Genomic DNA, 24108 nt, shown 5'->3' with positions numbered 1-24108 from the left:
GGCGCGTCGCGCATCCGTGAGGGCGATGCCATGCATTCAGTGCCGTCACTGCCAGGCGAAGCCGACGTCGGCCGCGGTCGACATCAATTGCAGGATGCGCTGCAGCTCGGCGAAATCCGCCGGCTTGGTCATGTGGAAATCGAAGCCGGCCTCGCGCGTGCGCGCCTTGTCCTGCTCCTGGCTCCAGCCGGTGAGCGCGACCAGCCCGACCTGCTCGCCGGCCGGATGTTCACGGATGCGGCGCGCGACTTCGTAGCCGTCCATGCCGGGCATGCCGATGTCGAGAAAGACCGCGGTTGGTCGGTAGGCATCGAAGGCTTCCAGCGCCTCGGGGCCGCTGAACACGACGCGGTTCTGGATATCCAGCGTCTGCAGCAGCATGCCCAGCGTGTCGGCCGAATCGCGGTTGTCGTCGACGACGAGTACGCGCAGGCCGCGCGAAAACGGTTCGTGTTGGGGCAGGGACATGGGCGTGGCCTCGGGTGTGGCGTCGTCGGCCGCCGCGGGGGCGAGCGGCAGGCGGATTTCGAAGGTGGAACCGCGGCCGGCGCCGTCGCTGCTCGCGGTCACGCGGCCGCCGTGCAGTTCGACCAGGCGCTTGACCAGCGCGAGGCCAATGCCGAGGCCATCGTTGGATTCGCTGGGATTGCGCTTGCCCTGCACGAAGGGATCGAACACGTAGGGCAGAACGTCGGGCTCGATGCCGATGCCGTGGTCGCCGATCGCGATCAGCGCTTCGTCGTCGTCGCGCGCGATGCGGATGTCGATGTGGCCGCGCGGGCCGGAATACTTCGCGGCGTTGTTGAGCAGGTTGCTGAACACCTGCGCCATGCGCACGGGGTCGGCGTCGACGATCAGATCATTCGCTTCGGTGTTGACGCGCACATCGTGGCCGGCGCGCTCGAATAGCGGGCGGCTCAGTGCCATCGCGGCGTCGATGAGTTCCTGCACCCGGACGCGCTCGCGGCGCAGCTCCATGGTGCCGCGCGTGAGGCGCGCCACGTCGATGAGGTCTTCGACCAGGCGGACCATGTGGTCGGTCTGGCGTTGCATGGTGTCGAGCAACTGGCGTTCGGTGGGGCCGCCCAGGCCGAGCTGGCGCAGCATGTGCACCGCGTTGCGGATCGGCGCGAGCGGGTTGCGCAGCTCGTGGCCGAGCATCGCGAGGAACTCGTCCTTGCGTTCGGCGGCGACGGCGAGCTCGGTGCTCGCGCGTTCGAGTGCATCGAGCTGCGAGCGGATCTGGTATTGGCGTTCGCGTGCACGCAATGCGGCGCGCGCGGCGCTGGTGAGCGCGGCGATGCGCAACGGGCGATCGAGCAGAGTGGCGTTGCCGAGCTGTTCGAGCAGCATGCCGATCTGGTCGGAATCGATGCTGGCGCGCGCCACCACGAGCACCGGGAGGTCCGACCATGATGGCTGCGTCTCGATCGCATGGCGCAGCGCGTGCATCGCGCCCATCGCCAGCCATTCCTCGCCGATCATGATCGCGCCGGAGCGCAGTAGCGACGGCGGATCGAGATCCTCGATGCCGCTGCAGCGCCGCGTTGCGATGCCGGCGCTGTTGAGGATGCGCGCGGTCAGCGCGGTGTCGCGCGGGGTGGGCAACAACAGGCTGATGTGCAGCCCGGGGAGCGGTCCACGTTCCATGCTCAGCTGGCCGTCCCGTCCCCGGCCGACGGCTTACGCTCCTGCGGCACGCCGGTGAGCACGCCGCGGAAATCGCGCAGCGGCTCGCCGATCACGAAACCGTTGGAGGTCAGTTCCATCGGGCGGATCGTGCGTTCGTGGCTGCCCGTGCGCTTCTTGAGCACCGAGATCGCCTGGTTCACTTCACCGGCGTTCTCGAAATAGCGCAGCAGCACCACGGTGTCGGCGAGATAGCTGACATCGACGTTGCTGGTCATCGTGCCGATCAGGCCGAGCTGCGCGCTCACCAGCACGGTCAGCACGTCCATCGACGCGAGGTAGGCCAGCAGCTCGTGCAGCTGCAACATCATGTGCTCTTCTTCCGGCATCGCATTGAGATACCCGTTGAGGCTGTCGATGACGATGACGCGCGAACCGCGGACTTCGACCGCTTCGCGAACGAGTTGGGCGAATTCGCCGGGCGAAAATTCGGCAGGGTCGACCGCCTGCACGTGCACGGTTCCGTCGGCGACGTAGGGCTCCAGCGCCATGCCGAGGCCGTCCGCTCGCGTGAGCAGCGATGCGAGACTTTCCTCGAACGCGAACACCGCCGAGCGCTCGCCGCGATCCGCAGCGGTTTCCGCGATCAGGATCGACAGCGACGATTTGCCGGTGCCCGATGCGCCGACCAGCAGCGTGCTGGTGCCGCGATCGATACCGCCGCCGAGCAGTGCGTCCAGCGGCGCCGAACCGGTCGACACGGTTTCCTTGACACGATCGCGGCGGAACTGCGAGGCGATCAGGCGCGGGAACACGCGGAGGCCGCCGGTGGTGATGCGGTAGTCGTGATAGCCGCCGACGATGCGTCGCCCGCGGTACTTGCTCACGCGCAGGCGATGGCGGTCGCCACCGAACTGCGATGCGGCCGACGCCAGGTGGACGACGCCGTGCACGATCGTGTGCACCTCCAGGCCCTGCTGGTCGGTGCCGGAGTGGTCGAGCAGCAGCGTCGTGCACTTTTGTCCCGCCAACGCCTGCTTCAGGGACAGCACATGGCGGCGGTAGCGCAGCGCGGAACCCGACAGCAGCCGCAGCTCGGCCAGCGAGTCGAACACCAGCCGCTGCGGCTGCGTCGCGCGCACCTTGTCGAGCACGCGCTGCGTGGTTTCGGCGAGTTCGATTTCCGACGGGTGGAACATCGTGTACGGCGCGTCGCCATCAAGATGTTCGTTGTTCTCGAGAAGCTCGAAGATCTCGATGCCGTCGAGTGACCACCCGTGCGAATCGGCCATCTCCCGCAGTTCGTCGAGCGTTTCCGACAAGGTGACGTAAAGCACCTTCTCGCCCCGCGCCACGCCTTCGCGCAGGAACTGCATCGCGAGCGTGGTCTTTCCGGCCCCGGGCACGCCCTCGACCAGATACAGGCGATTGCAGGTGAAACCGCCAGCCAGGATGGGATCCAGGCCCGGCACGCCGGAGCTGATGGTGGGTTGCAGCGGGGACGTCTTCGTCATTCGGTTAGGCCTTTGGTCATGGAGGACCAAGCAGCCGTGACCCCGTCTGCACAGTCGCTTGGGAAGATTCGGATCCATCGGCGGCGATCGGCGTTGCCGTGCACGCGGACTGGAGAGACGGGGCGGCCCAGTATGCGGAGCGCTTCCGTAACGGCTAAAGCCTGAAACCCGTGTTTTCCGTAAATTCGCCGTAACATTTTCTTCACGTATTGCGAGGATGCGAGGTGCCATGAAAAATCTCGCTTTCTTTCGTTTCCCCGGCGCCGTGCACATGCGCATGTCGAATGCGAGCGACGCCGCCGGTGGTCTGGCGCGTGCTCCGTTGCCCCTTCTCTGGCTCGCGACCATCGCCGCGCCGCTCACCGCGTATGCGCTCGCGTCGATGGCATCGGCGGACGGTTTGCTGCGTGACGCCGTGACCGCCTTGTTCCTCGTCGGCATCGCGTTGATCGGCACGTCGGGCTCCGCGGTGCACGCACTCGTCGCCGCGCTGCTGAGCTTCGTGATGTATCGCGTAAAGATGTCGCACGACCCGCTCGCGATGCCGCTGTTCTCCAGCAACGACGTCGTCGTGCTCGCGGCATTCGTCGGTTCGGCCGGCCTGGTCGCATGGATCGCTGCGGGCCAGAGACGCCTGGTGAAATCGCTGACCGTGCGCCAGGCGCATGGCTCGATCCGGCGCGAGCTCGCCGAGCGCCTGGCCGAGGCGCCGGACGAAAGCGGCGTGGTGCGCGCCGCGTTGTCGTTCGTCGAAACATCGCTGCGCCGTCGCGCCGTGCTGTGGCTCGGTGAGCGCGCGTTCTATTCCGGCGACGCCACCGACGTGCCGCGTCCGCCCGCTCTGGCCGATGGCCACGTGCAGCAGGGCGACTGGTTGTGGATTCCGCTCAACGGCGTGGATTCACGCCTGGGCGCCGTCGGCGTGCAGCGCGGCCCGCATCACACCGCCGCGGAAGAAGAACTCGCACTGTCGCTGAGCTCCGACATCGCGCATTCGGTGGTGCGCGCGCGCCTGACCGGCGAGTTGCAGCAGGAACGCGTCGCCAACGAATCCGAGCGCCTGTGCACCGCGCTGCTCGCGTCGGTCTCGCACGACCTGCGCACGCCGCTGACCACGATCATGGGCGCCGCCGAAAGCCTGCGTTCGTTCGGCGCATCGTTGGATTCGGACGACCGCAGCGAACTGCTGTCGACCATCGAAGTCGAAGGCCGACGCCTCGATCGCTACATCCAGAACCTGGTCGACGTCACCCGCATCGGCGACGGACAGCTGTCGATGGACGTGGAAGCTACGACCATGGACGAGCTGATCGCCTCAGCCGCCGCGCGCCTGCGTCGCTACGACCCGGACGTGAAGCTCGACGTGCGCATCGACGCGAACGTGCCGCCGATCCGCGTGCATGCGGCGCTGATCGAGCAGGCGATCTTCAACGTGCTGCACAACGCGTCGAAGTTCTCGCCCGATGGGGACGCGGTCGCGGTGCGTGCGTCGGTCGACGAATCCGAATCGGTGGTGATCGACGTGCTCGACGTCGGCCCCGGCATTCCGCATGCCGAGCGCGAACGCGTGTTCGACATGTTCTATTCCGCCGACCGCGGCGATCCCGCGCGCGCCGGCACCGGCCTCGGTCTCGCGATCAGCCAGAGCATCGTGCGTGCGCACGGTGGCGAAGTCAGCGCGCATGCGGGCCGCGACGGCGCCGGCACGCGCATGCGCCTCGTGCTTCCGGTCGCGCCGGTCGGATGCGAGCCCTGCACGTGAGCGCGTCGGCCGTCGCCGTCAGTGCACCCGCGCGGATCCTCGTGGTCGAGGACGAGCCGCAGATGCGCAAGTTCCTCGACATCAGCCTGCGTGCGCACGGCTACAACGTCGCGCTGGCCGATCGCGGGCGGCAGGGCCTGGAAAGCCTCGCGCTCGAAGGCGCGGACCTGGTGATGATCGACCTGCACCTGCCCGATTCGAACGGCCGCGACCTGATCGAGGAACTCAGGCAGTGGTCCGACGTTCCGGTCATCGTGCTCAGCGTCACCGACGATGAAGTCGCGAAGGTCGGTGCGCTCGATGCCGGCGCGAACGATTACGTCACCAAACCGTTCGGCGTGCAGGAACTGCTCGCGCGCATCCGTGCACTGCTTCGCACGCCGCGTCGCGAATCGCCGCAACCGCAGGTGTTCGACGACGGGCTATTGCGCGTCGACATCTCGCGCCGACTCGTCGCCGTCGGCGGCGTGCCGGTGCAACTGACGCGCAAGGAATACGCACTGCTGGCGATGCTGATCCAGCACGCCGGACGCGTGGTCACCCAGAAACAGCTGCTGCGCGAGCTGTGGGGGCCGACCTACGAGAACGACACGCACTACCTGCGCATCCTCGCCGGCCGCCTGCGCAACAAGCTGGGCGACGATGCGATGGCGCCGCGCTGGATCGCCACCGAACCGCGCGTCGGCCTGCGTTTCATTCCGCAGTAGCGTCACCCGCCCGCGCGACCGACGGAGCGTCGTCGATCACTGCGCGGCGTAGGCTTCCATGAACACGGACGTTGTACCCGGAGGTCGCCATGAGCCAGCCGTCGGACATCATTCCGCGCACCCGCGCCGCGCGATTGCGCCGCCATACCGTCGCATTGGTGCGCGCCGCGGCGGAAATCCTGCGGTCGGGCGACAGCACGCAATGGGCATTCGCGACGCTTGCACCCGCTGCGCTCGATGCGCTCGGCCTGTCGCGCGTGAGCCTGTGGGAACGCACCGACGGCGATCGGCTGGAGTGCAAATCGATCTGGCCGCCGGCGTCCACGCATGTCGGGCTCGGTCGCCGGGAAGCCACGCCGTCCGCCGCCGAACGCATGGCCGCGTACGAACAACTGAGCGGCGACGTGCCCGGTTGGGCCGGCGAACTCGCGCAGCTGGGCACGCTCGCTCTGCTCGATGTGCCGGTGATCGTCGGCGGCGTGTCGTGGGGCCGCATGGTGTTCGAATCGGATACGACGCGGTCCTGGCATGCGGACGAACGCGCCACCGCGCGTCACTTCGCCGACGTGCTCGGCGTGGCCATCGAACGCGAGCGTCGACGCGAAGCGGAAGCGCGACTCGAATACCTGCAGATGTACGACGACACCAGCGGCGTCGCAAACCGCGCTCTGTTCCTCGGCATGCTGCACCAGCGCCTGCGCCGGCTGCACGAGAGCGGCGACTGCAGCGGTGCTGCCTTGCTCTTCATCGACGTCGACCGTTTCCATTCGGTCAACGAATTCTTCGGCGAAGCCGGCGGCAATCGCGCGCTCGCAACACTTGCCGCGCGGCTCAACGCGAACACGCCGGACGACGCGACCATCGGCCGTCTCGAAAGCGACGTGTTCGGCGTGCTGCTGCCGCGGCCCGGTCCGGAATGGCACGTCACCTCGCGCGCCGATGCATTGCTGCAGGCGATCGCGGAACCGATCGTGCAGGACGGCCGCAGTTGGGAAGCGAGCGCGAGCATCGGCATCGCGTTCGCACGTGCGGCGCCGTCATTCAGTGTCGAGGAATGGGTGCGCGACGCCGACATGGCGAGCAAGGCCGCCAAACAGGCCGGTCGCAATCGTGTCGAGGTGTACGACCCGGAGCAGCACCAGAGCCTGATGCAGCGCCTGGCGATCGAGCGCGGCCTGCGCGAAGCACTGCGCGAAGACCGCATCGAAGTTGCGTACCAGGCCGAGTACGACCTAGAAACGGGCGAGGTCGTCGGTGCGGAAGCGCTCGCGCGCTGGCGTCATCCCGATGGTCGATTGATCGCGGCGGGCGAGTTCATCGAGGTCGCGGAATCGACCGGGCTGATCGAACCGATTGGCCGGCATGTGTTGCAGCACGCCTGTCGCGCGGCCGCGCAATGGCCGCGTCGTCCCGATGGCTCGACGCGCACCGTCCGCGTGAATCTGTCGGCGCGTCAGTTCTCCGGCGATGACCTGAGCCGGCAAGTGTCCAGCGCGCTTGCGGACGGCGGGCTCGATGCCGGCAGCCTGTGCCTGGAGATCACCGAAACCACGGTAATGGCGAAGGCCGAGGAAGCGCTCGATCACCTGCATCAGCTCAAGGCGCTCGGCGTCTGCCTCGCCATCGATGATTTCGGCACCGGTTATTCGTCGCTGTCGTATCTCAAGCGATTCCCGGTGGACGCGCTCAAGCTCGACAAGACCATGGTCGACGACGTCGAGTCGGACGAAACCGTGCGCGTGATCCTGCAGGCGATCCAGACGCTCGCGTGCAGCCTCGGTCTGGACGTCGTGGTCGAAGGCGTGGAATCCGACATCCAGAAGTCGACACTGCAGGGCATGGGCATCCGCCGCGTGCAGGGCTTCCTGCTCGCGAAACCCGAATCCGGCGTCGAGTTCATGCAGCGCATCGCGGCGTAGCGATGCGCCGTGGCAGTCAGGTGACTTCGAACACGTCGAGTCGCGCGATAGCCTTTTCGGTTTCCGCCTGCGCCTTCGCGACCGCGACGGCCTCGTCGACCATGTTCGGACACGCGCGCTTGTTCGGGCACACCGCCTGCACGTAGTCGGCGTCGAAGGTCAGGCGGTCGACCAGGAAGTCGACGAACGCACGCACCTTCGGCGACTGCACGCGGCCCTTCGGGAACACCGCATTGCAGTCGTGCTCCGGGCCGGTCCAGCCGGCGAGCACGTGGCGCACCAGGCCCTGCTCGACGAAGCTCTTGATGGTGACGTCGCTCGACAGCATCAGGCCTTCGCCACACAGCAGCGCGCCGGTGAGGAAGCCGGGGTCGTTCGCGACCAGCACCGGATCGACGCGGTATTCGACACTGCGCTCGCCATCCGACAACGGCCACACGTACGTGCCGTTGCGACGGAACTTGGAGAACGTCAGCGCGCGATGGTGCTGCAGATCATCGGGATGTAGCGGCTCGCCATGTCGTTCGATGTAACCGGGGCTCGCGTACACCTGCGAGCGGAACGACGCGAGCTTGCGTGCGATGAGGTTCGAATCGGGCAATGAGCCGACGCGCAGCGCGACGTCGATCTCCTTGTCGATCAGATCGAGCGATTCGTTGGTCAGGATCATCTCGACGCGCACTTCCGGATGCAGCGCATGGAACTCGCCGAGCAACGGCGCGATCCACGCGATGCCGATCGAATACGGCGCGGTGATGCGCAGCCAGCCGCGCGGCCCGCCCTGCAACTGGCTCACCGCGCTCTCGGCTTCGTCGAGCTCGCGCGAGATGCGCTGGCAATGTTCGAAGTAGACGTTGCCCGCTTCGGTCAGCCCGAGCTTGCGCGTGGTGCGATGGAGCAGCTGCGCGCCCAGGCGCGTCTCGAGGTCCTGCACCTTGCGACTGACGGTGGTCTTGGGCAGGCGCAGGGCGCGCGCGGCGGAGATGAAACTGCCGTGCTCGACCACCTTCACGAAGACCAGGGTGTCGTTGAGGTCGCGGGACATGGGCCGCCTCCTTGGGATCCGGGATCGCAGGATCGCACGGGTCCACCCGGCTGACTGTCCCGATGTCGGGATAATAATTCCCCAAAGTTGTGGCTAATCAAAACCCGGGGGCAGGTCTAGCCTGCGCAGCCTCTGCTACGAGGCGCCGCCATGACCGCCACCACTCCGCTCCGAATGCTGACCACCGCGCTGCTGCTCGCAGGCGCCGTGGCGGTGCTCACGCTTGCCGCGACGCTGGCCCGGCACGTGGTCGGCGGCTCGCATGCGGGGCTGTGGCTGTTCGCCTGGTCGGCCGGGTTCGCAGTGCTCCTGCCCGTCGCGGTGACCGCGGCCGCAGTGGTCGCCCCAGTGGTGCGCCGCCATGGTCCACGGGTCGTCATCCCGAATACGGGCTGGAAAATCCCGGGAACGGGACAATGACCGCGGCCATTCTGGTGCTCGGCGCGACCGGCACGGTGGGCCGCGCGGTGGTCGCCGCGGCGGTCGAGGCCGGGCGCGCGGTGATCGCGGTGGCCCGCGGCTGCAGCGCTTTGAAGACGCTGGAAGCCGCGCATCCCAATGCCGACCTCACCCTGCTGCGCGCGACGGTTTCCGGCGATCGCGGCGCGGCGAAGCTCGTCGCACAACTGCGCAAGCTCGGCCGACCGGTCGATTCGGTGATCGTGGCGATCAAGGGCAGCCTCGATCGCGGGCGCGTGCTCGATGTCGGCGCTGACGCCCTGCGCCATCGGCTCGACGAGGACCTCATCCCGCAAGCCATCGCCGCGCGCCACCTGCTGCCTTGGCTGGAATCCAACGGCGAGGCGACGCGCTACGTCGTCATCGGTGGGCCGGGCAGCACGCGTCCGTGGGCCGGCTACGGACACCGCTCGGTCACCGCCGCCGCGCTGCGCATGCTGGTGCGCGTGCTTCACGACGAAGCGCTGCCCGGCGGCGTGCGCGTGCAGATGCTGCATGTCGACGCGCCCGCGTGCACCGACAGCAATGCCGCGCACGCGTGTCCGCAATGGCCGCGTGTGCGTGCGATCGGCGCTCAGGCCGTCGCGCTCGCCACCGCGCCGCGCGGCGTCTGCATTTCGCCGGTCGTCGACTTCGACCACGCACCGCGTCCGCCGCCGCGACTACCGCCACCGCGCGATGCGGATATCGCCGACGCGCGCGCTCTTCTTGAATCACTTGCCGTTCCCCTTCCTCCCCAGGACGCCTCTTCATGAGCCGAATGCACATCCTCAGCCGCAGCGTCGTGCTCGCCCTCGCGACCGCCGCGCTGCTCGCCGCCGCCGGCTGCAATAGCCATGCGGAAACATCGGCGGCCATGCCGCCACCGCCCGAAGTCAGCGTCGCGAAAGTGCTGACCAAGCCCGTTGGCCAGTGGGACGAATTCACCGGTCGCGTTACCGCCATCGACACGGTCGAACTGCGGCCGCGCGTCAGCGGCTACGTCGATCGCGTCAGCTTCGCCGAAGGCCAGGACGTACGGCAGGGCGACCTGTTGTTCGTTATCGATCCGCGTCGCTACAAGGCGAATCTCGATCGCGCGCTCGCCGATCTCGACCGCGCACGCAGCGAAGAGCGCCTCGCGCAGGCGCAGGACCGTCGCGCCAAGGAACTCGTCGACGCACAGGCCATCTCGCGCGAAGAATTCGAGAGCCGTCGTGCATCCAGCGCGCAGGGCAGTGCGGCAGTGCGTGCCGCCGAAGCCGCGGTCGCCACCGCACGCCTCGAACTGCAGTACACGCAGGTGCGTGCGCCGGTGTCCGGTCGCGTCGGTCGCGCGATGGTGACGCGCGGCAATCTCGCGCAGGCCGACAGCACACTGCTCACCACCGTCGTCTCGGTGAACCCCGTGCACATCTACTTCGACGCCGACGAACAGGCCTTCCTGCGCTACAAGCAGCTCGAGCGCGATGGCCGCGGCGGTGCGCAGAGCACGGTGCGCGTCGGGCTTGCCGACGAGAGCGGTTACCCGCACGAAGGCCGGCTGGATTTCGTCGACAACCAGGTCGACCCGCAGACCGGCACGATCCGCGCACGCGCCGTGGTCGACAACGCCGATCGCCGCTTCACGCCGGGCCTGTTCGCACGCGTGCAGCTGCAGGGCGGCACCGCGCAGTCGGCGATGCTGGTCGACGACAAGGCCGTGCTCACCGACCAGGACCGCAAGTACGTCTACGTGCTCGGCGCGCACAACACGGCGGAGCGTCGCGACGTCGCGCTCGGTCGCGTGGTCGATGGCCTGCGCGTGGTGGCGTCGGGGCTGAAACCCGATGACCGCGTGATCGTGCAGGGCGTGCAGAAGGTCTTCATGCCCGGCATGCCGGTCGCGCCCAAGACCGTTGCGATGACCGCGTCACCGCCCTCGCAGACGCTCGCCGCGAAGTAAACGTTCCGCACCGCAGTTGATTCCCCCGCTTCCGCCATGCGCGGAGGCGTGGGGCCGTTCGGCCCGGATATCCGCAAGGACCCCGACATGGATTTTTCCCGCTTCTTCATCGACCGCCCGATCTTCGCGGCCGTGCTGTCGATCATCATCTTCGCCGCCGGCCTCATCGCCATTCCGCTGCTGCCGATCGGCGAATACCCGGAGGTCGTGCCGCCGTCGGTGGTCGTGCGCACCGTGTATCCGGGCGCGAACCCGAAAGTCATCGCCGAAACCGTCGCCACGCCGCTCGAAGAAGCGATCAACGGCGTCGAGGACATGATGTACGTCAAGTCCGTCGCCGGTTCCGATGGCGTGCTGCAGATGACGGTGACGTTCCGTCCCGGCACCAATCCCGACGACGCGGCGGTGAAAGTGCAGAACCGCGTGAGCCAGGCGCTCGCGCGTCTGCCCGAGGACGTGCGCCGGCAGGGCGTGACCACCCAGAAGCAGTCGCCCACGTTCCTGATGGTGGTGCACCTCGTCTCGCCCGATGCGAAGTACGACACGCTGTACCTGCGCAACTACGCGCGCCTGCACGTCAAGGACGAGCTCGCCAAGATTCGCGGCGTCGGCGATGCGCAGATCTTCGGCGGCGGCGACTACGCGATGCGCGTCTGGCTCGATCCCGACAAGCTCGCCGCGCGCGGCCTCACTGCCGGTGACGCCGTGCGTGCGATGCGCGAGCAGAACGTGCAGGTGTCCGCCGGCCAGCTCGGCGCCGAGCCCATGCCCAACAGCGAGTTCCTGACGCTGATCAACGCACGCGGTCGCCTGTCGAACACCGACGAATTCCGCGACATCGTGCTCAAGAACGGCGAGGACGGTGAAGTCGTGAAGCTCGCCGACGTCGCGCGCATCGAACTCGGTGCCGGCGATTACACGCTTCGTTCGCAGCTCGACGGCAAGAACGCGGTCGCCATCGGCATCTTCCAGGCGCCCGGCGCGAATGCACTGGACATCCGCGACCAGGTGATCGCGCGCATGGATACGTTGTCCAAAACCTTCCCCGCTGGCATCGAATACCGCTCCGTCTACGACACCACCGTGTTCGTGCGCGACTCGATCAAGGCGGTGGTGTCGACGCTGCTGGAAGCGATCGCGCTGGTCGTGCTGGTGGTCATCCTGTTCCTGCAGACCTGGCGCGCGTCGATCATTCCGCTGATCGCGGTGCCGGTGTCGGTGGTAGGCACGTTCGCCGCGCTGCACCTGCTCGGCTTCTCGATCAATACGTTGACCCTGTTCGGGCTGGTGCTCGCGATCGGCATCGTCGTCGACGACGCGATCGTGGTGGTGGAGAACGTCGAGCGGAATATCGAGGAAGGCCTGAGCCCGCTCGCCGCTGCGCACCAGGCAATGAAGGAAGTCTCTGGCCCGATCATCGCGATCGCGCTTGTGCTGTGTGCGGTGTTCGTGCCGATGGCGTTCCTGTCGGGCGTCACCGGGCAGTTCTACAAGCAGTTCGCGGTGACCATCGCGATTTCGACGGTGATCTCGGCGATCAACTCGCTGACGCTGTCGCCTGCGCTCGCGGCTCGCCTGCTGAAGCCGCATGGCGCCGCGAAAGACGCACCGACGCGCCTGATCGATCGCCTGTTCGGCTGGCTGTTCCGTCCGTTCAACCGCCTGTTCAACACCGGCTCGCATCGCTACCAGGGCGCGGTGTCCAAGGCACTCGGCCGTCGTGGCGCGGTGTTCGTGGTGTACGCGGTGCTGCTGGTCGCGACCGGCCTGATGTTCAAGACCGTGCCGCCGGGCTTCATCCCCACGCAGGACAAGGGCTACCTGATCGCCGGCGTGAAGCTGCCGGAAGGCGCGTCGATCGCACGCACCGATGCGCTGCTGCGCAAGGTCACCGACATCGCGATGCACACCGAAGGCGTCGAGCACACGATCAGCTTCCCCGGTCTCAACGCGCTGCAGTTCACCAATACGCCGAACACCGGTGTCGCGTTCCTGTCGCTGGAGCCGTTCGGCAAGCGCCATCGCAGTGCGGCGGAGATCAATGCCGAGATCAACCAGAAGATCGCCGGACTGCAGGAAGGCTTTACGTTCTCGATGATGCCGCCGCCGATCCTCGGCCTCGGTAACGGCAACGGCTACCAGTTGTTCATCGAGGACCGCTCGAGTGCCGGCTTCGGCGCGCTGCAGAACGCGGTGCAGGCGATGCAGGGCACGGTCGCGCAGACGCCGGGCATGAGCTTCCCGATCAGCAGCTACCAGGCGAACGTGCCACAGCTCGATGCCGACGTCGATCGCGTCAAGGCGAAAGCACAGGGCGTGCCGCTCACCGAACTGTTCGACACGCTGCAGACATATCTCGGCAGTGCCTACGTCAACGACTTCAACCAGTTCGGCCGCACGTGGCAGGTGATCGCGCAGGCCGACGCGCCGTTCCGCGACAGCGTCGAGGACATCGCCAAGCTGCGCACGCGAAACGTACGCGGCGAGATGGTGCCGATCGGTTCGATGGTGACCGTGCACCAGAGCTACGGCCCGGATCCGGTGCTGCGCTACAACGGTTATCCCGCGGCCGACCTCGCCGGTGAAGCCGATCCGCGCGTGATGTCGTCGGCGCAGGCGATGGACGCGATGGCCGGCATCGCGGCGAAGGTGCTGCCGCCGGGCATGGACATCGAATGGACTGACCTGAGCTATCAGCAGGCCAGCCAGGGGCGTGCCGCGCTCGTCGTGTTCCCGCTTGCGGTGCTGCTCGCCTTCCTCGTGCTCGCCGCGTTGTACGAAAGCTGGACGCTGCCGCTCGCGGTGATCCTGATCGTGCCGATGACGCTGCTGTCGGCGCTGGTCGGCGTGTGGCTCACGCATGGCGACAACAACGTGTTCGTGCAGGTCGGCCTCGTGGTGCTGATGGGCCTGGCATGCAAGAACGCGATCCTGATCGTGGAGTTCGCCCGCGAACTTGAAATGCAGGGCCGTTCGATCGTCGACGCCGCGCTCGAGGCCTCCCGCCTGCGGTTGCGCCCCATCGTCATGACGTCGATCGCCTTCATCGCCGGCACCGTGCCGCTGGTGCTCTCGCACGGCGCGGGTGCGGAAGTGCGCGGCGCCACCGGCATCACCGTGTTCGCCGGAATGCTCGGCGTCACCCTGTTCGGCCTGTTCCTCACCCCCGTGTTCTACGTCGCCCTGCGAACGCTGGTGACGCGTCGCGCCGCGCCCGCGGCCGACGTCGTCGACGGCGACACCGACTTCCTCCCCGCCTGATCAACCAAGGACAACGACATGACCACCGATACGCGCCGCATCGCCCTCGTCACTGGCGCCACCCGTGGCCTCGGCCTGGAAACCGTCCGCCAGCTCGCCAGCGAAGGCCTGCACGTGCTGCTCGCCGGCCGCGACCACACGCGCGCCGTCGCCGCCGCGCTGCCGTTCCAGGCCGAAGGCCTATCCGTCGAAGCAATCGCGCTCGATGTCACCAGCGCGGTCAGCATCGACAAGGCCGCACGCGATGTCGCCGAGAAGTTCGGCCGCCTCGACGTGCTGGTGAACAACGCCGGCGTGTTCATCGACGACTTCAGCCTGACGCCTTCGCAGCAGTCGCTGCGCACCTGGCGCGATACGTTCGACACCAACCTGTTCGGCGTCATCGCGACCACGCAGGCGTTCCTGCCGCTGCTGCGCGCCGCGCCCGCCGCGCGCGTCGTCAACGTGTCCAGCCTGCTCGGTTCGCTGACGTCGCACACCGATCCGTCGTCGCCGATCTTCGACTTCAAGATGCCGGCGTACAACGCGTCCAAGAGCGCGCTCAATGCGTGGACGGTGCACCTCGCGCACGAACTGCGCGGTACCGGCATCAAGGTCAACGCGGTGCATCCGGGTTCGGTGAAGACCGACATGAATGCCCAGGGCGATCTCGACGTGCAGACCGGTGCGCGCACCGCCGTCGAAATGGCGCTGCTCGGCGCCGACGGCCCGAATGGCGGCTTCCACCACTTGGGCGAGGTGCTGCCGTGGTGAGACGACTGCTTCCGCTCGCCGTCGCCAGTGCCCTGCTGGCGGCGTGCAGCGTCGGGCCGAACTACGTGCGGCCGGATTCGCCGATGCCCGATCACTTCGTGCGTGCGGCGGCGAACGACGCACCGGCGCCATCGAACGCAGGCGACGCGCGCGAGTTCTGGCATCGACTGAACGACCCGGTGCTCGATCGCATCGTCGACGACACACTCGCCGCCAATTACGACCTGCAGGCGGCGGGCGCGCGCTTCGATCGCGCCAATGCACTGCTGCGCGGCGCACGCCTCGACCTGCTGCCGACGGTGACCGCGCACGGCGAAGCCTCGCGCGATCACCTCAGCCGCGACCAGGGCGGCGACGGCACCGACCTGCGCAGCTATTCGGCGCAGGCGGTGGCGAGCTGGGAGATCGATCTCTCCGGCCGCATCCGTCGCGGCATCGAAGCGCAGCGTGCGGATGCATGGGCGACCGCTGCGGATCTCGACGCGCTGCAGGTCAGCCTGGTCGGCGATGCGGTGCGCACGTATGTCGAGCTGCGCGGCACGCAGGAACGGCTGCGCGTGGCGCGCGAGAACGCGGCGAACCAGCAGGAGTCACTGCGGCTGGTGCAGTCACGCGTCGATGCCGGACGCGACAACGATTTCGACCTCGTGCGTTCGCGCGCGTTGCTCGAGACCACGCAGTCGCGCGTTCCCGCGCTGGAAGCCGAGGAGGGCGCGGCCATGCATCGGCTCGCCGTGCTCACCGGTCGAACGCCGGAGGCATTGATCGCGACGTTGTCGCCGGTCGCGCCGATTCCGGTCGTCGATGCGACGCTTGATGGCGACACGCCGGCATCGGTGGTGCGTCGTCGACCCGACGTTGCGGCAGCTGAGCATCGCCTGCATGCAGCAACGGCACGCATCGGCGTCGCCACCGGCGACCTGTTCCCGAAGCTCACGCTCGGCGGGCTGTTCGGCACGCAGGCCATCGATTCGGGTGACCTGTTCGGCTCCGGCACGCGCACGCGTTTCGTCGCGCTTGGCATCGACTGGTCCTTCCTCGACATCGGCCACGTGCGCGCACGCATCCGTGCGGCGGACGCCGATGCGGATGTGGCGCTCGCGGACTACCAGCAGGCCGTGCTGCTCGCGCTCGAGGACACCGAGACCGCGCTGCTGCGCCACGACCGAGCGAATGCCGAAACCGAAGGCCTCGCACGCGCCGCGGCCGACAGCACGCGCGCCGCCGAACTCGCACGCCTGCGTTATCGCGCGGGTGCGTCGAGTCTGCTCGAAGTGCTCGACGCGGACCGCGTACGACTGCAGGCCGAGGATGCATTGGCCGATGCACGCGCGCGCTCGGCGGTGTCGGGCGTGGCGGTGTATCGCGCGCTCGCGTCCGGTTGGCCGAACCGGCAGGTGCACGTCGCCAACGCGGTCAACGCGTCGACCGCGCAGCGCTGACTCAGGGCGTCGGTGTCGTCGTCGGTGACGGCGGCGGCACCGGACAGCGATGCATGTCCGCCGGCATCGGCAGCATGCAGACGGTGCAGCACTTCGTCGGCGCGCTGTTTGGCATGCCCGACAGCGGCACGTTCGCCGACGGATTGAGCTTGAGCAGCGCGACCCAGTCCTGTCGATTGAAATTGCATGCGGTCGGCAGGCCGGGGTCGCATTCGGGCTCGCCGCCGCTGCGATGGGCGAGCGACCAGAACTTGCCCTGGCGATTGAGCGGCAGCACGCGCATGGTCACGCCCTGAAGCACGTTGCCGCCGACCAGGCGTGCGCGGTTGTTGGCGGTCGACACCACGATGTCGCAGTGCATCGGCAACGCACCGGACGACTGGCCGAGCCAGGTGCGAAAGCCCTGCACGCCGTACACCTGCGAGGTGCGGACGAAGCACACCAGGTCGCCCGTGGCCGGCGCTTCCGCATCGGGATCCGCGAGCCGATACGGCCCGGTGTCGCCACCGCGGAACGCGTCGCGCACGTAGTCGACGTGTCGCGCCGACGGCTGGAAACCCGGCACGCCCGCATGCGTCAGCACATACGAAACGAACACCGCCGACCATGGCGTGTCGATGAGAAACGTGCGGCACAGCGCCGCACCGACGCTGCTGCCGCTCGCGCTATTGCAATCCGCATCCCCCGCCAGCCCCGATGCCGGCCACGACACGCCGCTGCCCTGCCAGTACATCGCCACGCGCCGCCATGCCGGCGTCGCACCGTCGCGAAGCCGCGAACTCTCGGCTTCCGAGATGTGCATGTTGGCGAGACGCCCGTTCTCGTCGATGAAGGGCGCGTACCAGAGGTCGTGCTCGGCGCAGGCGATGCGCGCGATGCGCGACGCCGTGTCGTTCGCGCTGGCGGTCGATGGATCCGCGCAGACGTCGGCCTTCGCATCGACCGCGAAGCCGAACGCGAGCGCAGCAAACGCGAGGCAGGACAGGCGGGAAAGGGCCACGTGCATCCACCGGACGGAACAACAGCCGCCGACGCTCGCACAGTCGGTGTTGCGCGGGAGTTCACGTGTTCAGCGTGACGCCGAACCGAACTGGACCGTCGAAGGATTGGCGCGCCTGGAGGGATTCGAACCCCCGACCAATGGCTTCGGAAGCCACTACTCTATCCGGCTGAGCTACAGGCGCGTTGCGTGGAAACCGCACGCGGCAGGCCGCGCGGGACCGGCATTCTAGCCGCATTCGCCGGGTGTCGCCGCGGCCGCGGGTGAACGCCGCCGTTGCTCGCCGGTACCCTGTACGTGCCGCGCGTCGCGGTGTCGCAGACCCACGATGAGCGCTTCCGACCCATCTTCTCCCCCGTCCACCGGCTGGCAGCAACGGCTGCGCCTGTACTGGACGCTGGTGCGCGGCGACCGTCCGATCGGCTGGCTGCTGCTGCTGTGGCCGACCTGGTGGGGCGTGTGGCTCGCGGCGCGTGGGCTGCCGCCGCTGTGGACGCTGGTGGTGTTCTCGCTGGGCGTCTGGCTGACGCGATCGGCCGGCTGCGTGATCAACGACTACGCCGACCGCTGGCTCGATCCTCATGTCGAACGCACCAAGAATCGCCCGCTGGCGACGGGTGCCGTGCGCGGCCGCGAAGCTCTCGCGGTGTTCGTCGTGCTGATGCTCGTCGCGTTCGCGCTGGTGTGCACGTTGAACCGGCTGACGATCCTGATGAGTTTCGTCGGCATCGTGCTCGCCGCGAGTTATCCCTACCTCAAGCGCTACACCTACTTTCCGCAGGTGTATCTCGGCATGGCGTTCGGCTGGGGCATCCCGATGGCGTTCGCGGCGATCCGCGGCGAAGTGCCGGCGGTCGCGTGGGTGCTGTACATCGCGAACATCATCTGGTCGACGGCGTACGACACCTGGTACGCGATGGTCGATCGCGAGGACGACCTGCGCATGGGCAGCAAGTCGACCGCGATCCTGTTCGGTCGCCACGACCTCACCGCGCAGTCGATCCTGTACGCGCTGTTCTTCGTGCTGCTCGCAGCGGTGGGCGTGATGAGCCAGCTCGGCCCGGCGTACGTCATCGGGCTCGCGATCGGCGTGGCGCTGGTGGTGTGGGAATTCCACATCGCGCGGCATCGCGAACGCAGCGCGTGCTTCCGCGCGTTCCTGCACAACCATTGGGTCGGGCTCGCGGTGTTCGCGGGCCTCGCGCTGGATCTCGCGTCGCGCTGATCAGCCCCAGCTGATGCGCGAGACGTCGCGACGCACGGGTTCGACCGGCGCGTCGAGTACCTCGATGTCCGCAGCGTCTTCGTCCTCGTCTTCCCAGCTGTAGCGCACGCGCGGCGGCAGCGGGTCGGCATGACGCGCCCAGACGCCGCCGATGACGCCACCGATCGCACCGCCAAGATGCGACTGCCACGAGATGCCGGCCTCGTGCGGCAGCACCGAAAGCAGCATGCCGCCGAACAGCGTGAGCCCGAGCATCGCGGCAGCGACGGCGGGACGATCGCGCCGCATCAGTCCCAGCGTCAGCACCATGAACAGCATGCCGTTGATGACGCCGCTTGCGCCGAGATGCGCTGAGCCGACGCTGCCGAGCCACCATGCCGCGAGCCCGGAGCCGATCCACGCCAGCGGCACCGTGCGCAAAAGCGCGCGCGGGTACTGCGCGACCGTCAACGTACCGAGCGCGAGCAGGCCGAGTGCATTGCTGCCGACGTGCTCGATCGAGCCGTGCAGCAGCGGCGCGGTCGCGATGCCGCGCAGGCCGTCGACGTCGTGCGGCCGCACCGACCACGCGCCGAGGTCGAAGGTCGACTGCGCCGAATAGATGGCCAGCAGCGCGAGTACGCCGGCCAGCGACACGTTGAAGGCCCGCCGCCAGCGACGCCGATCGAGCTGGCGTTGCTGCGCGGGGTCGGTCGGCATCGCGGGCGTGTGCAGGTGCATGCGATCGACTTGGCGCCGTGGTCAGGCAATTGCAAGGCCGCTGGCCGGTGGCGGCCGTGGAACGCTGTGGCGATAAAACCGGACGCAGCGTGACGGCCGTGACGACCCATCAGCCGGGCGCGAACGCCGCGCCACCTACAATAGGCCGATGAACGAACTGCCCGTCGTACACCTCAAGAACGCGTGGAAGTCCACGCATCCGTGGATTTTCCAGCGCCTGGTCGAGAAGCCAGCGCAGCGGCCGAAGCCCGGCGCGCTCGTGGACGTGATCGGCGTCGACGGCGAATGGATCGGCCGCGGCTTCTACAACGGCCACTCGCGTATCGCCGTGCGCATCCTCGAGACCGACCGCAACGTCGTGGTCGACGAGCGCTGGTTTTCGCGCAAGATCGCCGAGGCCGTGTCGTTGCGTCGCGACCTGCTCAAGCTCGACGACGTCACCGATGCCTGGCGCGTGGTGCACAGCGAAGGCGACGGGCTGTCGGGTCTGGTCGTCGATCGCTACGCGGATCTTCTGGTCGTCGAGTTCTTCTCGGCCGGCATGTTCCGTTATCGCGAATGGGTCTACGCCGCGCTCGCCGAGCAGTTTCCGGGCTGCCGCTTTTTCAGCTTCGCCGACGAGCACGTGCAGAAGCAGGAGAGTTTCGACTTCCGCGTGCAGTCCGCGGTGCCCGCCGCGATCATCACCGAGAACGGCATCCGCTTCCGCGCCGATCCGTCGGGCGCGCACAAGACCGGCTTCTTCACCGACCAGCGCGATAACCGCGAGTGGCTGAGCCAGCGGGTTCATGGCAAGACCGTGCTGGATCTCTGCTGCAACACCGGCGGCTTCGGCGTGTATGCGGCCGTGCGCGGTGCGAGCGAAGTCACGGGCGTCGACATCGATGACGACGTGCTCTCGATCGCCAAGGCGAATGCGAAGCTCAACGACCAGCGCATCAAGTTCGTGCAGGCCGACATCTTTCCGTGGCTGCGCGATGCGGGGAATCGCGGCGATGCCTACGACGTGGTGATTCTCGACCCGGCGAAGATGACGCGCGATCGCGAACAGGTGATTCCGGCGCTGAAGAAGTATCTCGACATGAACAAGCTGGCGCTGGGCGTTACGAAGCCGGGCGGTTTGCTGGCGACGTTCTCGTGCACAGGACTGGTGAGCGAGGACCAGTTCCTCGACATGCTGCGGCGTGCGGCGTTCTACGCGAATCGGACGGTGCAGATCCTGCGGGTGTCGGGTGCGGGGGCGGATCATCCGGTGCTGGCGAGCGTGCAGGAGTCGCGGTATTTGAAGGCGGTGTTTTGTCGGGTTTTGGATTGAGTCGGGGTTTGGTCTTGGTGTGAAGCAAGAGCGTTTCGTGCGCTGAAGCGCCAGAGTTACTTTTCTTTGCTGGTGCAAAGAAAAGGTAACCAAAAGAAAGCACCTTCCCCGACGGATCTACAGCCCGCGTCGTGCCGCTCCGTACGATCCGCACACTCGCCATCCTGGCTCGGGTGCGGACGGCGCGCGTCCTGCGCGCCGCCCTTCGGGTCTCGGGTGAGTCGTTGGGTTAGCGCGTTTTTGCGGTGCGGAGCGGCGGTCGACTTTCGTTGCTCGATGTAATTGCAGCGCGAGCGATGTTTAGCGTTTTGTGCCGCGTGCGGTGCGCTACGACACAGGCACGAGACGGCATACGCGACACATCGCGACGCGTTCCTAATCTTTCTCGCGTCGCTCGTACCAGAGTCCTAAATGCTCGCGGGATCGCAGAACTCCGCGGCCGCGTAGCGCGACGCGCAGCATCAGTCGCAGATGCTCCACCGGCGTGAACGTCTGCAGCTTCCGCGACGACGTGATGACCGGTTCGCGCAGCAATACGAATCGGCCGACGCTCGCCAGCGCGCGGCTCATTGCGACGTCTTCGCCGGCGTACCAGCGTTCGTCGAAGCCGCCGGTCGCGTCGAAGGCTTCGCGGGTGCAGAAGACGAAGCAGCCGGCGGCGATGCGCAGCACGCGCACCAGTGCGATGCCGAGGGCGACGCCGATGCGCTGGTGCCAGGGCAGTACGCCGTCCATGCGGATGTCGGCGCCCCCGCCGACAGCTCCGTCGCGTAATGCAGTGAGCGCAGCGGCGAGCGTCGCGGCTGGCACCAGCGTGTCGGCGTCGACGAAGACGAGGATCGTGCCGACTGCCGCACGCGCGCCGGCGTTTCGCGTCGCGGCGATGTGCCGGTGTTCGACGCGGGTCACGCGCGCGCCGTTCGCTTTCGCGACGTCGCCGGTGCCGTCGGTCGACGCATCGTCGACCACCACGATTTCGTACTGGATACCGAAGTCGCGCGCCGCCGCATGCAGCGACGCCAGCGTCGCGGGCAGTCGCGGCGCTTCGTCGTGGGCGGGGATCACGAAGCTCAGCATGCCGCCATCGTCGCAGACACGGCGCCGGCGGCGCGCTTACTTCGGGATCGTTTCACCGCCGCCGGACTGCTGGGCGTGGCGCGTCTGTTCGTTGCCGCCGCCGTCGGACGTGCGCTTGCCGCGCAGGTCCTGCGCACCCGGCACGTCGGCGAGCGCGGAGCCGTCGCCCAAGCCGTCGTTCGGGATCACGCTGAAATTGCCGTCGGTTTCCAGCACCACGGCGGCCACGTCCTCGAGGCTTCCCAAGCCCTTGGCGCGCACCGCGGCCAGCACTTCCTCCTGGATGATGCGCTGCTCGCGCAACGTGTGCGCCAGCGGCCGGCCGCGCGCGAGCATCAGGGTCGGTTTCGACGCGAGCGTGGTCTGGAATCCGCGCACGCGCACGGCGATGCTGGTGACGAGGTACTGCAGCACGAGCAGCAGCAGGAAGCCGACGATGCCTTCGACCAGCGTGGTGTCCTTCGACATCACCACGCTCGCCATCGTCGAGCCCAGCGCCACGGTCAGCACCAGGTCGTAGGCGTTCCACTTCGACAGCGAGCGTTTGCCGAACACGCGAAGCAGCAGCAATAACGCGGCGTAGGCGAGCACGCCCACGATCACGATGCGCAGGGGGCCCCACCAGCCGTCGAAGAACATGCGTGCGTCTCTCGTGGAAGCTGGACAGCACAAATCCACCGCAGTCTCAGTGGTGTGACGCCGGCTGTCTCACGCATTGAGACGTAAATGACCCTACCCTGTGACGCTTTCCCGCCTTGGAGGCCGCATGGGCCCGACGTCCCCACTGATCGTCTACGGCCTGCTGCTGGCCGCGGTGGCCGCACTCGGCTATGTGGGCTACGCGCTGGTGCGGCTGCAGAAGCGCAGTGGCAACGATCCCGCGTTCGCCGCCGTCCTGGCCGATCGTGATCGTCTTGCGGCGGAGCTCGATGCCTCGCGTGATCGTGCACGGGTCGACGCCGAAGCACTGGGTGGCCTGCGTGCGGACGCCGAAGCGCATGCGCGACTGAAGGACGAGCACGCGCGCGTGCTCGCCACGGTGGACGGCCTGCGTATCGCGCTGGAGGACGAACGCATCGCGCGTTCGGCCGCGCTTGCGGAACTCGAAGACCGCAATCGCCAGCTCGAAGCCGCGCGCGCCCGCACCGTTGCGCTCGATGCGGACGTCACCCGGTGGCGCGAAGAACACGCGCAGGCGACCGCGCACCTCGAGCACGCGCGGCGTCAGCACGAGGAAATGCGCACGTTCGTCGATCAGGCGCAGGCCAAGTTGTCGGACGCGTTCGCGCAGATGGCGGGCAAGGTGTTCGCCGAGCGCGGCGAGCAGTTCGAGAAGAATGTGCGCCACGCGACGGTGCAGTCGAAGGCCGACATCGAAACGCTGCTGAAGCCCTTTGCCGAGCAGCTCAACCAGTTCCGCCAGCGCGTCGACACCGTCTACAGCGACGAGGCGCGTGAGCGCGCGACGCTGGTCGGCGCGGTCAACGAACTGCGCACTCTCAACCAGGATATGGCCGCGCAGGCGGCAGCGCTGACCAAGGCGCTGCGCGGCAATGCGAAGGTGCGCGGTGACTGGGGCGAGTTGATGCTCGAGAACGTGCTGCGCGGATCGGGTCTCGAAGAAGGCACGCACTACGACCGCCAGAAGCAGGGCAGCGACGAGGACGGCCGCGTGCTGCGTCCCGACGTCGTGGTGCGCCTGCCGGGCGATCGCTGCGTCGTCGTCGACAGCAAGGTCAACCTGGTCGCGTGGGAGGAGGCGATGAACGCCGAGACGCCCGACGCGCAAAACGACGCGATGCGTCGTCATGCGGTCGGCCTGCGCCAGCACGTGCGCGATCTCGCCGATCGCAACTATCCGCGCCTGATGGGCGAGACCGCGCTGGAAGTCACCATCGCCTTCGTGCCGATCGAGGGCGCGCTATCGGCCGCGCTCGGCTTCGACGGCGCGATCCAGACCGAAGCATTCGAGAAGGGCGTGGTGTTCGCGTCGCCCAACACGCTGATGGCCGTGCTGCGCGTGGTCGAACGCCTGTGGACGCGTGATCGCATCCAGAAGCAGGCGCGCGAGATCGGCGAGGCCGGCGGCCTGTTGCTCGACGCGCTGACCAGTTTCCTCGGCGAGTTCGACCGCGTCGGCAATCGTCTCGAAGACGCGAGCAAGGCGTATCTCGACGCACGCAATCGCCTGAGCGAATCGCGTCAGGCGGTCATTCCGCGCGCACGACGTCTCGTCGCGCTGGGCGCGCGCGGCAAGCGCAAGGTGTCGGAAGAGTTGCTGCCGGAACTCGACGAGATCGCGTTCGTCGCCGAAGGCGAAACGGCGCGGCTGATTCCGAGCGACGGCTGAGCGTCG

The 24108-nt window shown here is 67.7% G+C and carries 19 protein-coding genes and 1 tRNA gene; 12 read left to right on the top strand and 8 right to left on the bottom strand.

Features of this window, described 5'->3' with window-relative positions; translation table 11 throughout:
- Positions 1 to 45: 45 nt before the first annotated feature.
- Together ACVWWW_RS00490 and ACVWWW_RS00485 are read right to left on the bottom strand one after the other, a co-directional pair.
- Entirely contained in the window at positions 46 to 1650 is a 1605-nt protein-coding gene (locus ACVWWW_RS00490) for an ATP-binding response regulator (protein WP_051235386.1), read from the bottom strand.
- A gap of 2 nt (positions 1651 to 1652) precedes the next feature.
- The gene (locus ACVWWW_RS00485) at positions 1653 to 3143 is read right to left on the bottom strand and encodes an ATPase domain-containing protein (RefSeq protein WP_027083725.1); all 1491 of its coding nucleotides are present in this window, start codon (positions 3141 to 3143) and stop codon (positions 1653 to 1655) included.
- Between the two features lie 229 nt (positions 3144 to 3372).
- Here ACVWWW_RS00485 and ACVWWW_RS00480 point away from each other — a divergent pair, with 229 nt between their 5' ends.
- The 3 genes from ACVWWW_RS00480 (at position 3373) to ACVWWW_RS00470 (ending at position 7531) form a co-directional block, all read left to right on the top strand.
- On the top strand, positions 3373 to 4905 hold the full coding sequence (locus ACVWWW_RS00480) for an ATP-binding protein (protein ID WP_051235388.1): 1533 nt from the start codon (positions 3373 to 3375) through the stop codon (positions 4903 to 4905).
- On the top strand, positions 4902 to 5612 hold the full coding sequence (locus ACVWWW_RS00475) for a response regulator (protein WP_027083726.1): 711 nt from the start codon (positions 4902 to 4904) through the stop codon (positions 5610 to 5612). Before ACVWWW_RS00480 ends, ACVWWW_RS00475 begins: the two co-directional genes overlap by 4 nt.
- 89 nt (positions 5613 to 5701) lie before the next feature.
- A complete protein-coding gene (locus ACVWWW_RS00470) occupies positions 5702 to 7531 on the top strand; it encodes a sensor domain-containing phosphodiesterase (protein WP_051235392.1) in 1830 nt (609 codons plus the stop codon).
- Between the two features lie 16 nt (positions 7532 to 7547).
- Here the strand turns inward: ACVWWW_RS00470 and ACVWWW_RS00465 are convergent, their stop codons facing one another.
- Positions 7548 to 8576 (bottom strand): LysR family transcriptional regulator, encoded by a 1029-nt coding sequence (locus ACVWWW_RS00465; protein WP_027083727.1) that lies wholly within the window; start codon positions 8574 to 8576, stop codon positions 7548 to 7550.
- Between the two features lie 150 nt (positions 8577 to 8726).
- Between ACVWWW_RS00465 and ACVWWW_RS00460 the strand changes: the two genes are divergently transcribed.
- The 6 genes from ACVWWW_RS00460 (at position 8727) to ACVWWW_RS00435 (ending at position 16415) form a co-directional block, all read left to right on the top strand.
- Positions 8727 to 8996, top strand: coding sequence for a hypothetical protein (locus tag ACVWWW_RS00460; RefSeq protein WP_155914409.1), 270 nt, complete (start codon positions 8727 to 8729; stop codon positions 8994 to 8996).
- Positions 8993 to 9790, top strand: a complete 798-nt coding sequence (locus ACVWWW_RS00455) for an SDR family NAD(P)-dependent oxidoreductase (protein WP_051235394.1) — start codon at positions 8993 to 8995, stop codon at positions 9788 to 9790. The genes ACVWWW_RS00460 and ACVWWW_RS00455 overlap by 4 nt, the downstream gene beginning before the upstream one ends.
- On the top strand, positions 9787 to 10959 hold the full coding sequence (locus ACVWWW_RS00450; RefSeq protein ID WP_036142211.1) for an efflux RND transporter periplasmic adaptor subunit: 1173 nt from the start codon (positions 9787 to 9789) through the stop codon (positions 10957 to 10959). Before ACVWWW_RS00455 ends, ACVWWW_RS00450 begins: the two co-directional genes overlap by 4 nt.
- A gap of 87 nt (positions 10960 to 11046) precedes the next feature.
- Positions 11047 to 14220: a multidrug efflux RND transporter permease subunit gene (locus tag ACVWWW_RS00445; RefSeq protein ID WP_051235494.1), complete on the top strand. Its 3174-nt coding sequence runs from the start codon at positions 11047 to 11049 to the stop codon at positions 14218 to 14220.
- An 18-nt stretch (positions 14221 to 14238) separates the two neighbouring features.
- On the top strand, positions 14239 to 14973 hold the full coding sequence (locus ACVWWW_RS00440) for an SDR family oxidoreductase (protein WP_027083729.1): 735 nt from the start codon (positions 14239 to 14241) through the stop codon (positions 14971 to 14973).
- Positions 14970 to 16415, top strand: a complete 1446-nt coding sequence (locus ACVWWW_RS00435; RefSeq protein WP_196804394.1) for an efflux transporter outer membrane subunit — start codon at positions 14970 to 14972, stop codon at positions 16413 to 16415. The genes ACVWWW_RS00440 and ACVWWW_RS00435 overlap by 4 nt, the downstream gene beginning before the upstream one ends.
- A gap of 1 nt (position 16416) precedes the next feature.
- On the opposite strand, the gene ACVWWW_RS00430 is transcribed toward ACVWWW_RS00435, so the two are convergent.
- Together ACVWWW_RS00430 and ACVWWW_RS00425 are read right to left on the bottom strand one after the other, a co-directional pair.
- Positions 16417 to 17415, bottom strand: coding sequence for a DUF2272 domain-containing protein (locus tag ACVWWW_RS00430; protein WP_196804395.1), 999 nt, complete (start codon positions 17413 to 17415; stop codon positions 16417 to 16419).
- A 107-nt stretch (positions 17416 to 17522) separates the two neighbouring features.
- Positions 17523 to 17599: transfer RNA gene (locus tag ACVWWW_RS00425), tRNA-Arg, on the bottom strand.
- 144 nt (positions 17600 to 17743) lie between these two features.
- Between ACVWWW_RS00425 and ubiA the strand changes: the two genes are divergently transcribed.
- On the top strand, positions 17744 to 18640 hold the full coding sequence (ubiA, locus tag ACVWWW_RS00420; RefSeq protein ID WP_456998608.1) for a 4-hydroxybenzoate octaprenyltransferase: 897 nt from the start codon (positions 17744 to 17746) through the stop codon (positions 18638 to 18640).
- Here the strand turns inward: ubiA and ACVWWW_RS00415 are convergent, their stop codons facing one another.
- A complete protein-coding gene (locus ACVWWW_RS00415) occupies positions 18641 to 19360 on the bottom strand; it encodes a rhomboid family intramembrane serine protease (RefSeq protein WP_051235637.1) in 720 nt (239 codons plus the stop codon).
- A gap of 148 nt (positions 19361 to 19508) precedes the next feature.
- On the opposite strand from ACVWWW_RS00415, the gene ACVWWW_RS00410 reads away from it, so the two are divergent.
- Positions 19509 to 20675 (top strand): class I SAM-dependent rRNA methyltransferase, encoded by a 1167-nt coding sequence (locus ACVWWW_RS00410; protein ID WP_027084101.1) that lies wholly within the window; start codon positions 19509 to 19511, stop codon positions 20673 to 20675.
- A 375-nt stretch (positions 20676 to 21050) separates the two neighbouring features.
- On the opposite strand, the gene ACVWWW_RS00405 is transcribed toward ACVWWW_RS00410, so the two are convergent.
- Together ACVWWW_RS00405 and ACVWWW_RS00400 are read right to left on the bottom strand one after the other, a co-directional pair.
- Positions 21051 to 21752 carry a glycosyltransferase gene (locus ACVWWW_RS00405; protein ID WP_027081553.1) on the bottom strand — a complete coding sequence of 234 codons (702 nt, stop codon included), beginning with the start codon at positions 21750 to 21752 and terminating at the stop codon, positions 21051 to 21053.
- Positions 21753 to 21788: 36 nt separating this feature from the next.
- On the bottom strand, positions 21789 to 22391 hold the full coding sequence (locus ACVWWW_RS00400; RefSeq protein WP_081671884.1) for a YetF domain-containing protein: 603 nt from the start codon (positions 22389 to 22391) through the stop codon (positions 21789 to 21791).
- A gap of 127 nt (positions 22392 to 22518) precedes the next feature.
- On the opposite strand from ACVWWW_RS00400, the gene rmuC reads away from it, so the two are divergent.
- Positions 22519 to 24102 (top strand): DNA recombination protein RmuC, encoded by a 1584-nt coding sequence (gene rmuC, locus ACVWWW_RS00395; RefSeq protein WP_081671885.1) that lies wholly within the window; start codon positions 22519 to 22521, stop codon positions 24100 to 24102.
- Positions 24103 to 24108 lie beyond the last annotated feature (6 nt).

Source organism: Lysobacter sp. HA18 (assembly GCF_054057595.1).
The sequence above is the reverse complement of the archived record's forward strand: the minus strand, read 5'-3'. Positions and strand labels throughout refer to the sequence as shown.

Bases quoted from the DNA above. Each gene is read 5' to 3' on its own strand.
- ACVWWW_RS00490 (WP_051235386.1), bottom strand. From the start codon at position 1,650: ATGGAACGTGGACCGCTCCCCGGGCTGCACATCAGCCTGTTGTTGCCC.
- ACVWWW_RS00485 (WP_027083725.1), bottom strand. From the start codon at position 3,143: ATGACGAAGACGTCCCCGCTGCAACCCACCATCAGCTCCGGCGTGCCG.
- ACVWWW_RS00480 (WP_051235388.1), top strand. From the start codon at position 3,373: ATGAAAAATCTCGCTTTCTTTCGTTTCCCCGGCGCCGTGCACATGCGC.
- ACVWWW_RS00470 (WP_051235392.1), top strand. From the start codon at position 5,702: ATGAGCCAGCCGTCGGACATCATTCCGCGCACCCGCGCCGCGCGATTG.
- ACVWWW_RS00465 (WP_027083727.1), bottom strand. From the start codon at position 8,576: ATGTCCCGCGACCTCAACGACACCCTGGTCTTCGTGAAGGTGGTCGAG.
- ACVWWW_RS00460 (WP_155914409.1), top strand. From the start codon at position 8,727: ATGACCGCCACCACTCCGCTCCGAATGCTGACCACCGCGCTGCTGCTC.
- ACVWWW_RS00455 (WP_051235394.1), top strand. From the start codon at position 8,993: ATGACCGCGGCCATTCTGGTGCTCGGCGCGACCGGCACGGTGGGCCGC.
- ACVWWW_RS00450 (WP_036142211.1), top strand. From the start codon at position 9,787: ATGAGCCGAATGCACATCCTCAGCCGCAGCGTCGTGCTCGCCCTCGCG.
- ACVWWW_RS00445 (WP_051235494.1), top strand. From the start codon at position 11,047: ATGGATTTTTCCCGCTTCTTCATCGACCGCCCGATCTTCGCGGCCGTG.
- ACVWWW_RS00440 (WP_027083729.1), top strand. From the start codon at position 14,239: ATGACCACCGATACGCGCCGCATCGCCCTCGTCACTGGCGCCACCCGT.
- ubiA (WP_456998608.1), top strand. From the start codon at position 17,744: ATGAGCGCTTCCGACCCATCTTCTCCCCCGTCCACCGGCTGGCAGCAA.
- ACVWWW_RS00415 (WP_051235637.1), bottom strand. From the start codon at position 19,360: ATGCACCTGCACACGCCCGCGATGCCGACCGACCCCGCGCAGCAACGC.
- ACVWWW_RS00410 (WP_027084101.1), top strand. From the start codon at position 19,509: ATGAACGAACTGCCCGTCGTACACCTCAAGAACGCGTGGAAGTCCACG.
- ACVWWW_RS00405 (WP_027081553.1), bottom strand. From the start codon at position 21,752: ATGCTGAGCTTCGTGATCCCCGCCCACGACGAAGCGCCGCGACTGCCC.
- ACVWWW_RS00400 (WP_081671884.1), bottom strand. From the start codon at position 22,391: ATGTTCTTCGACGGCTGGTGGGGCCCCCTGCGCATCGTGATCGTGGGC.
- rmuC (WP_081671885.1), top strand. From the start codon at position 22,519: ATGGGCCCGACGTCCCCACTGATCGTCTACGGCCTGCTGCTGGCCGCG.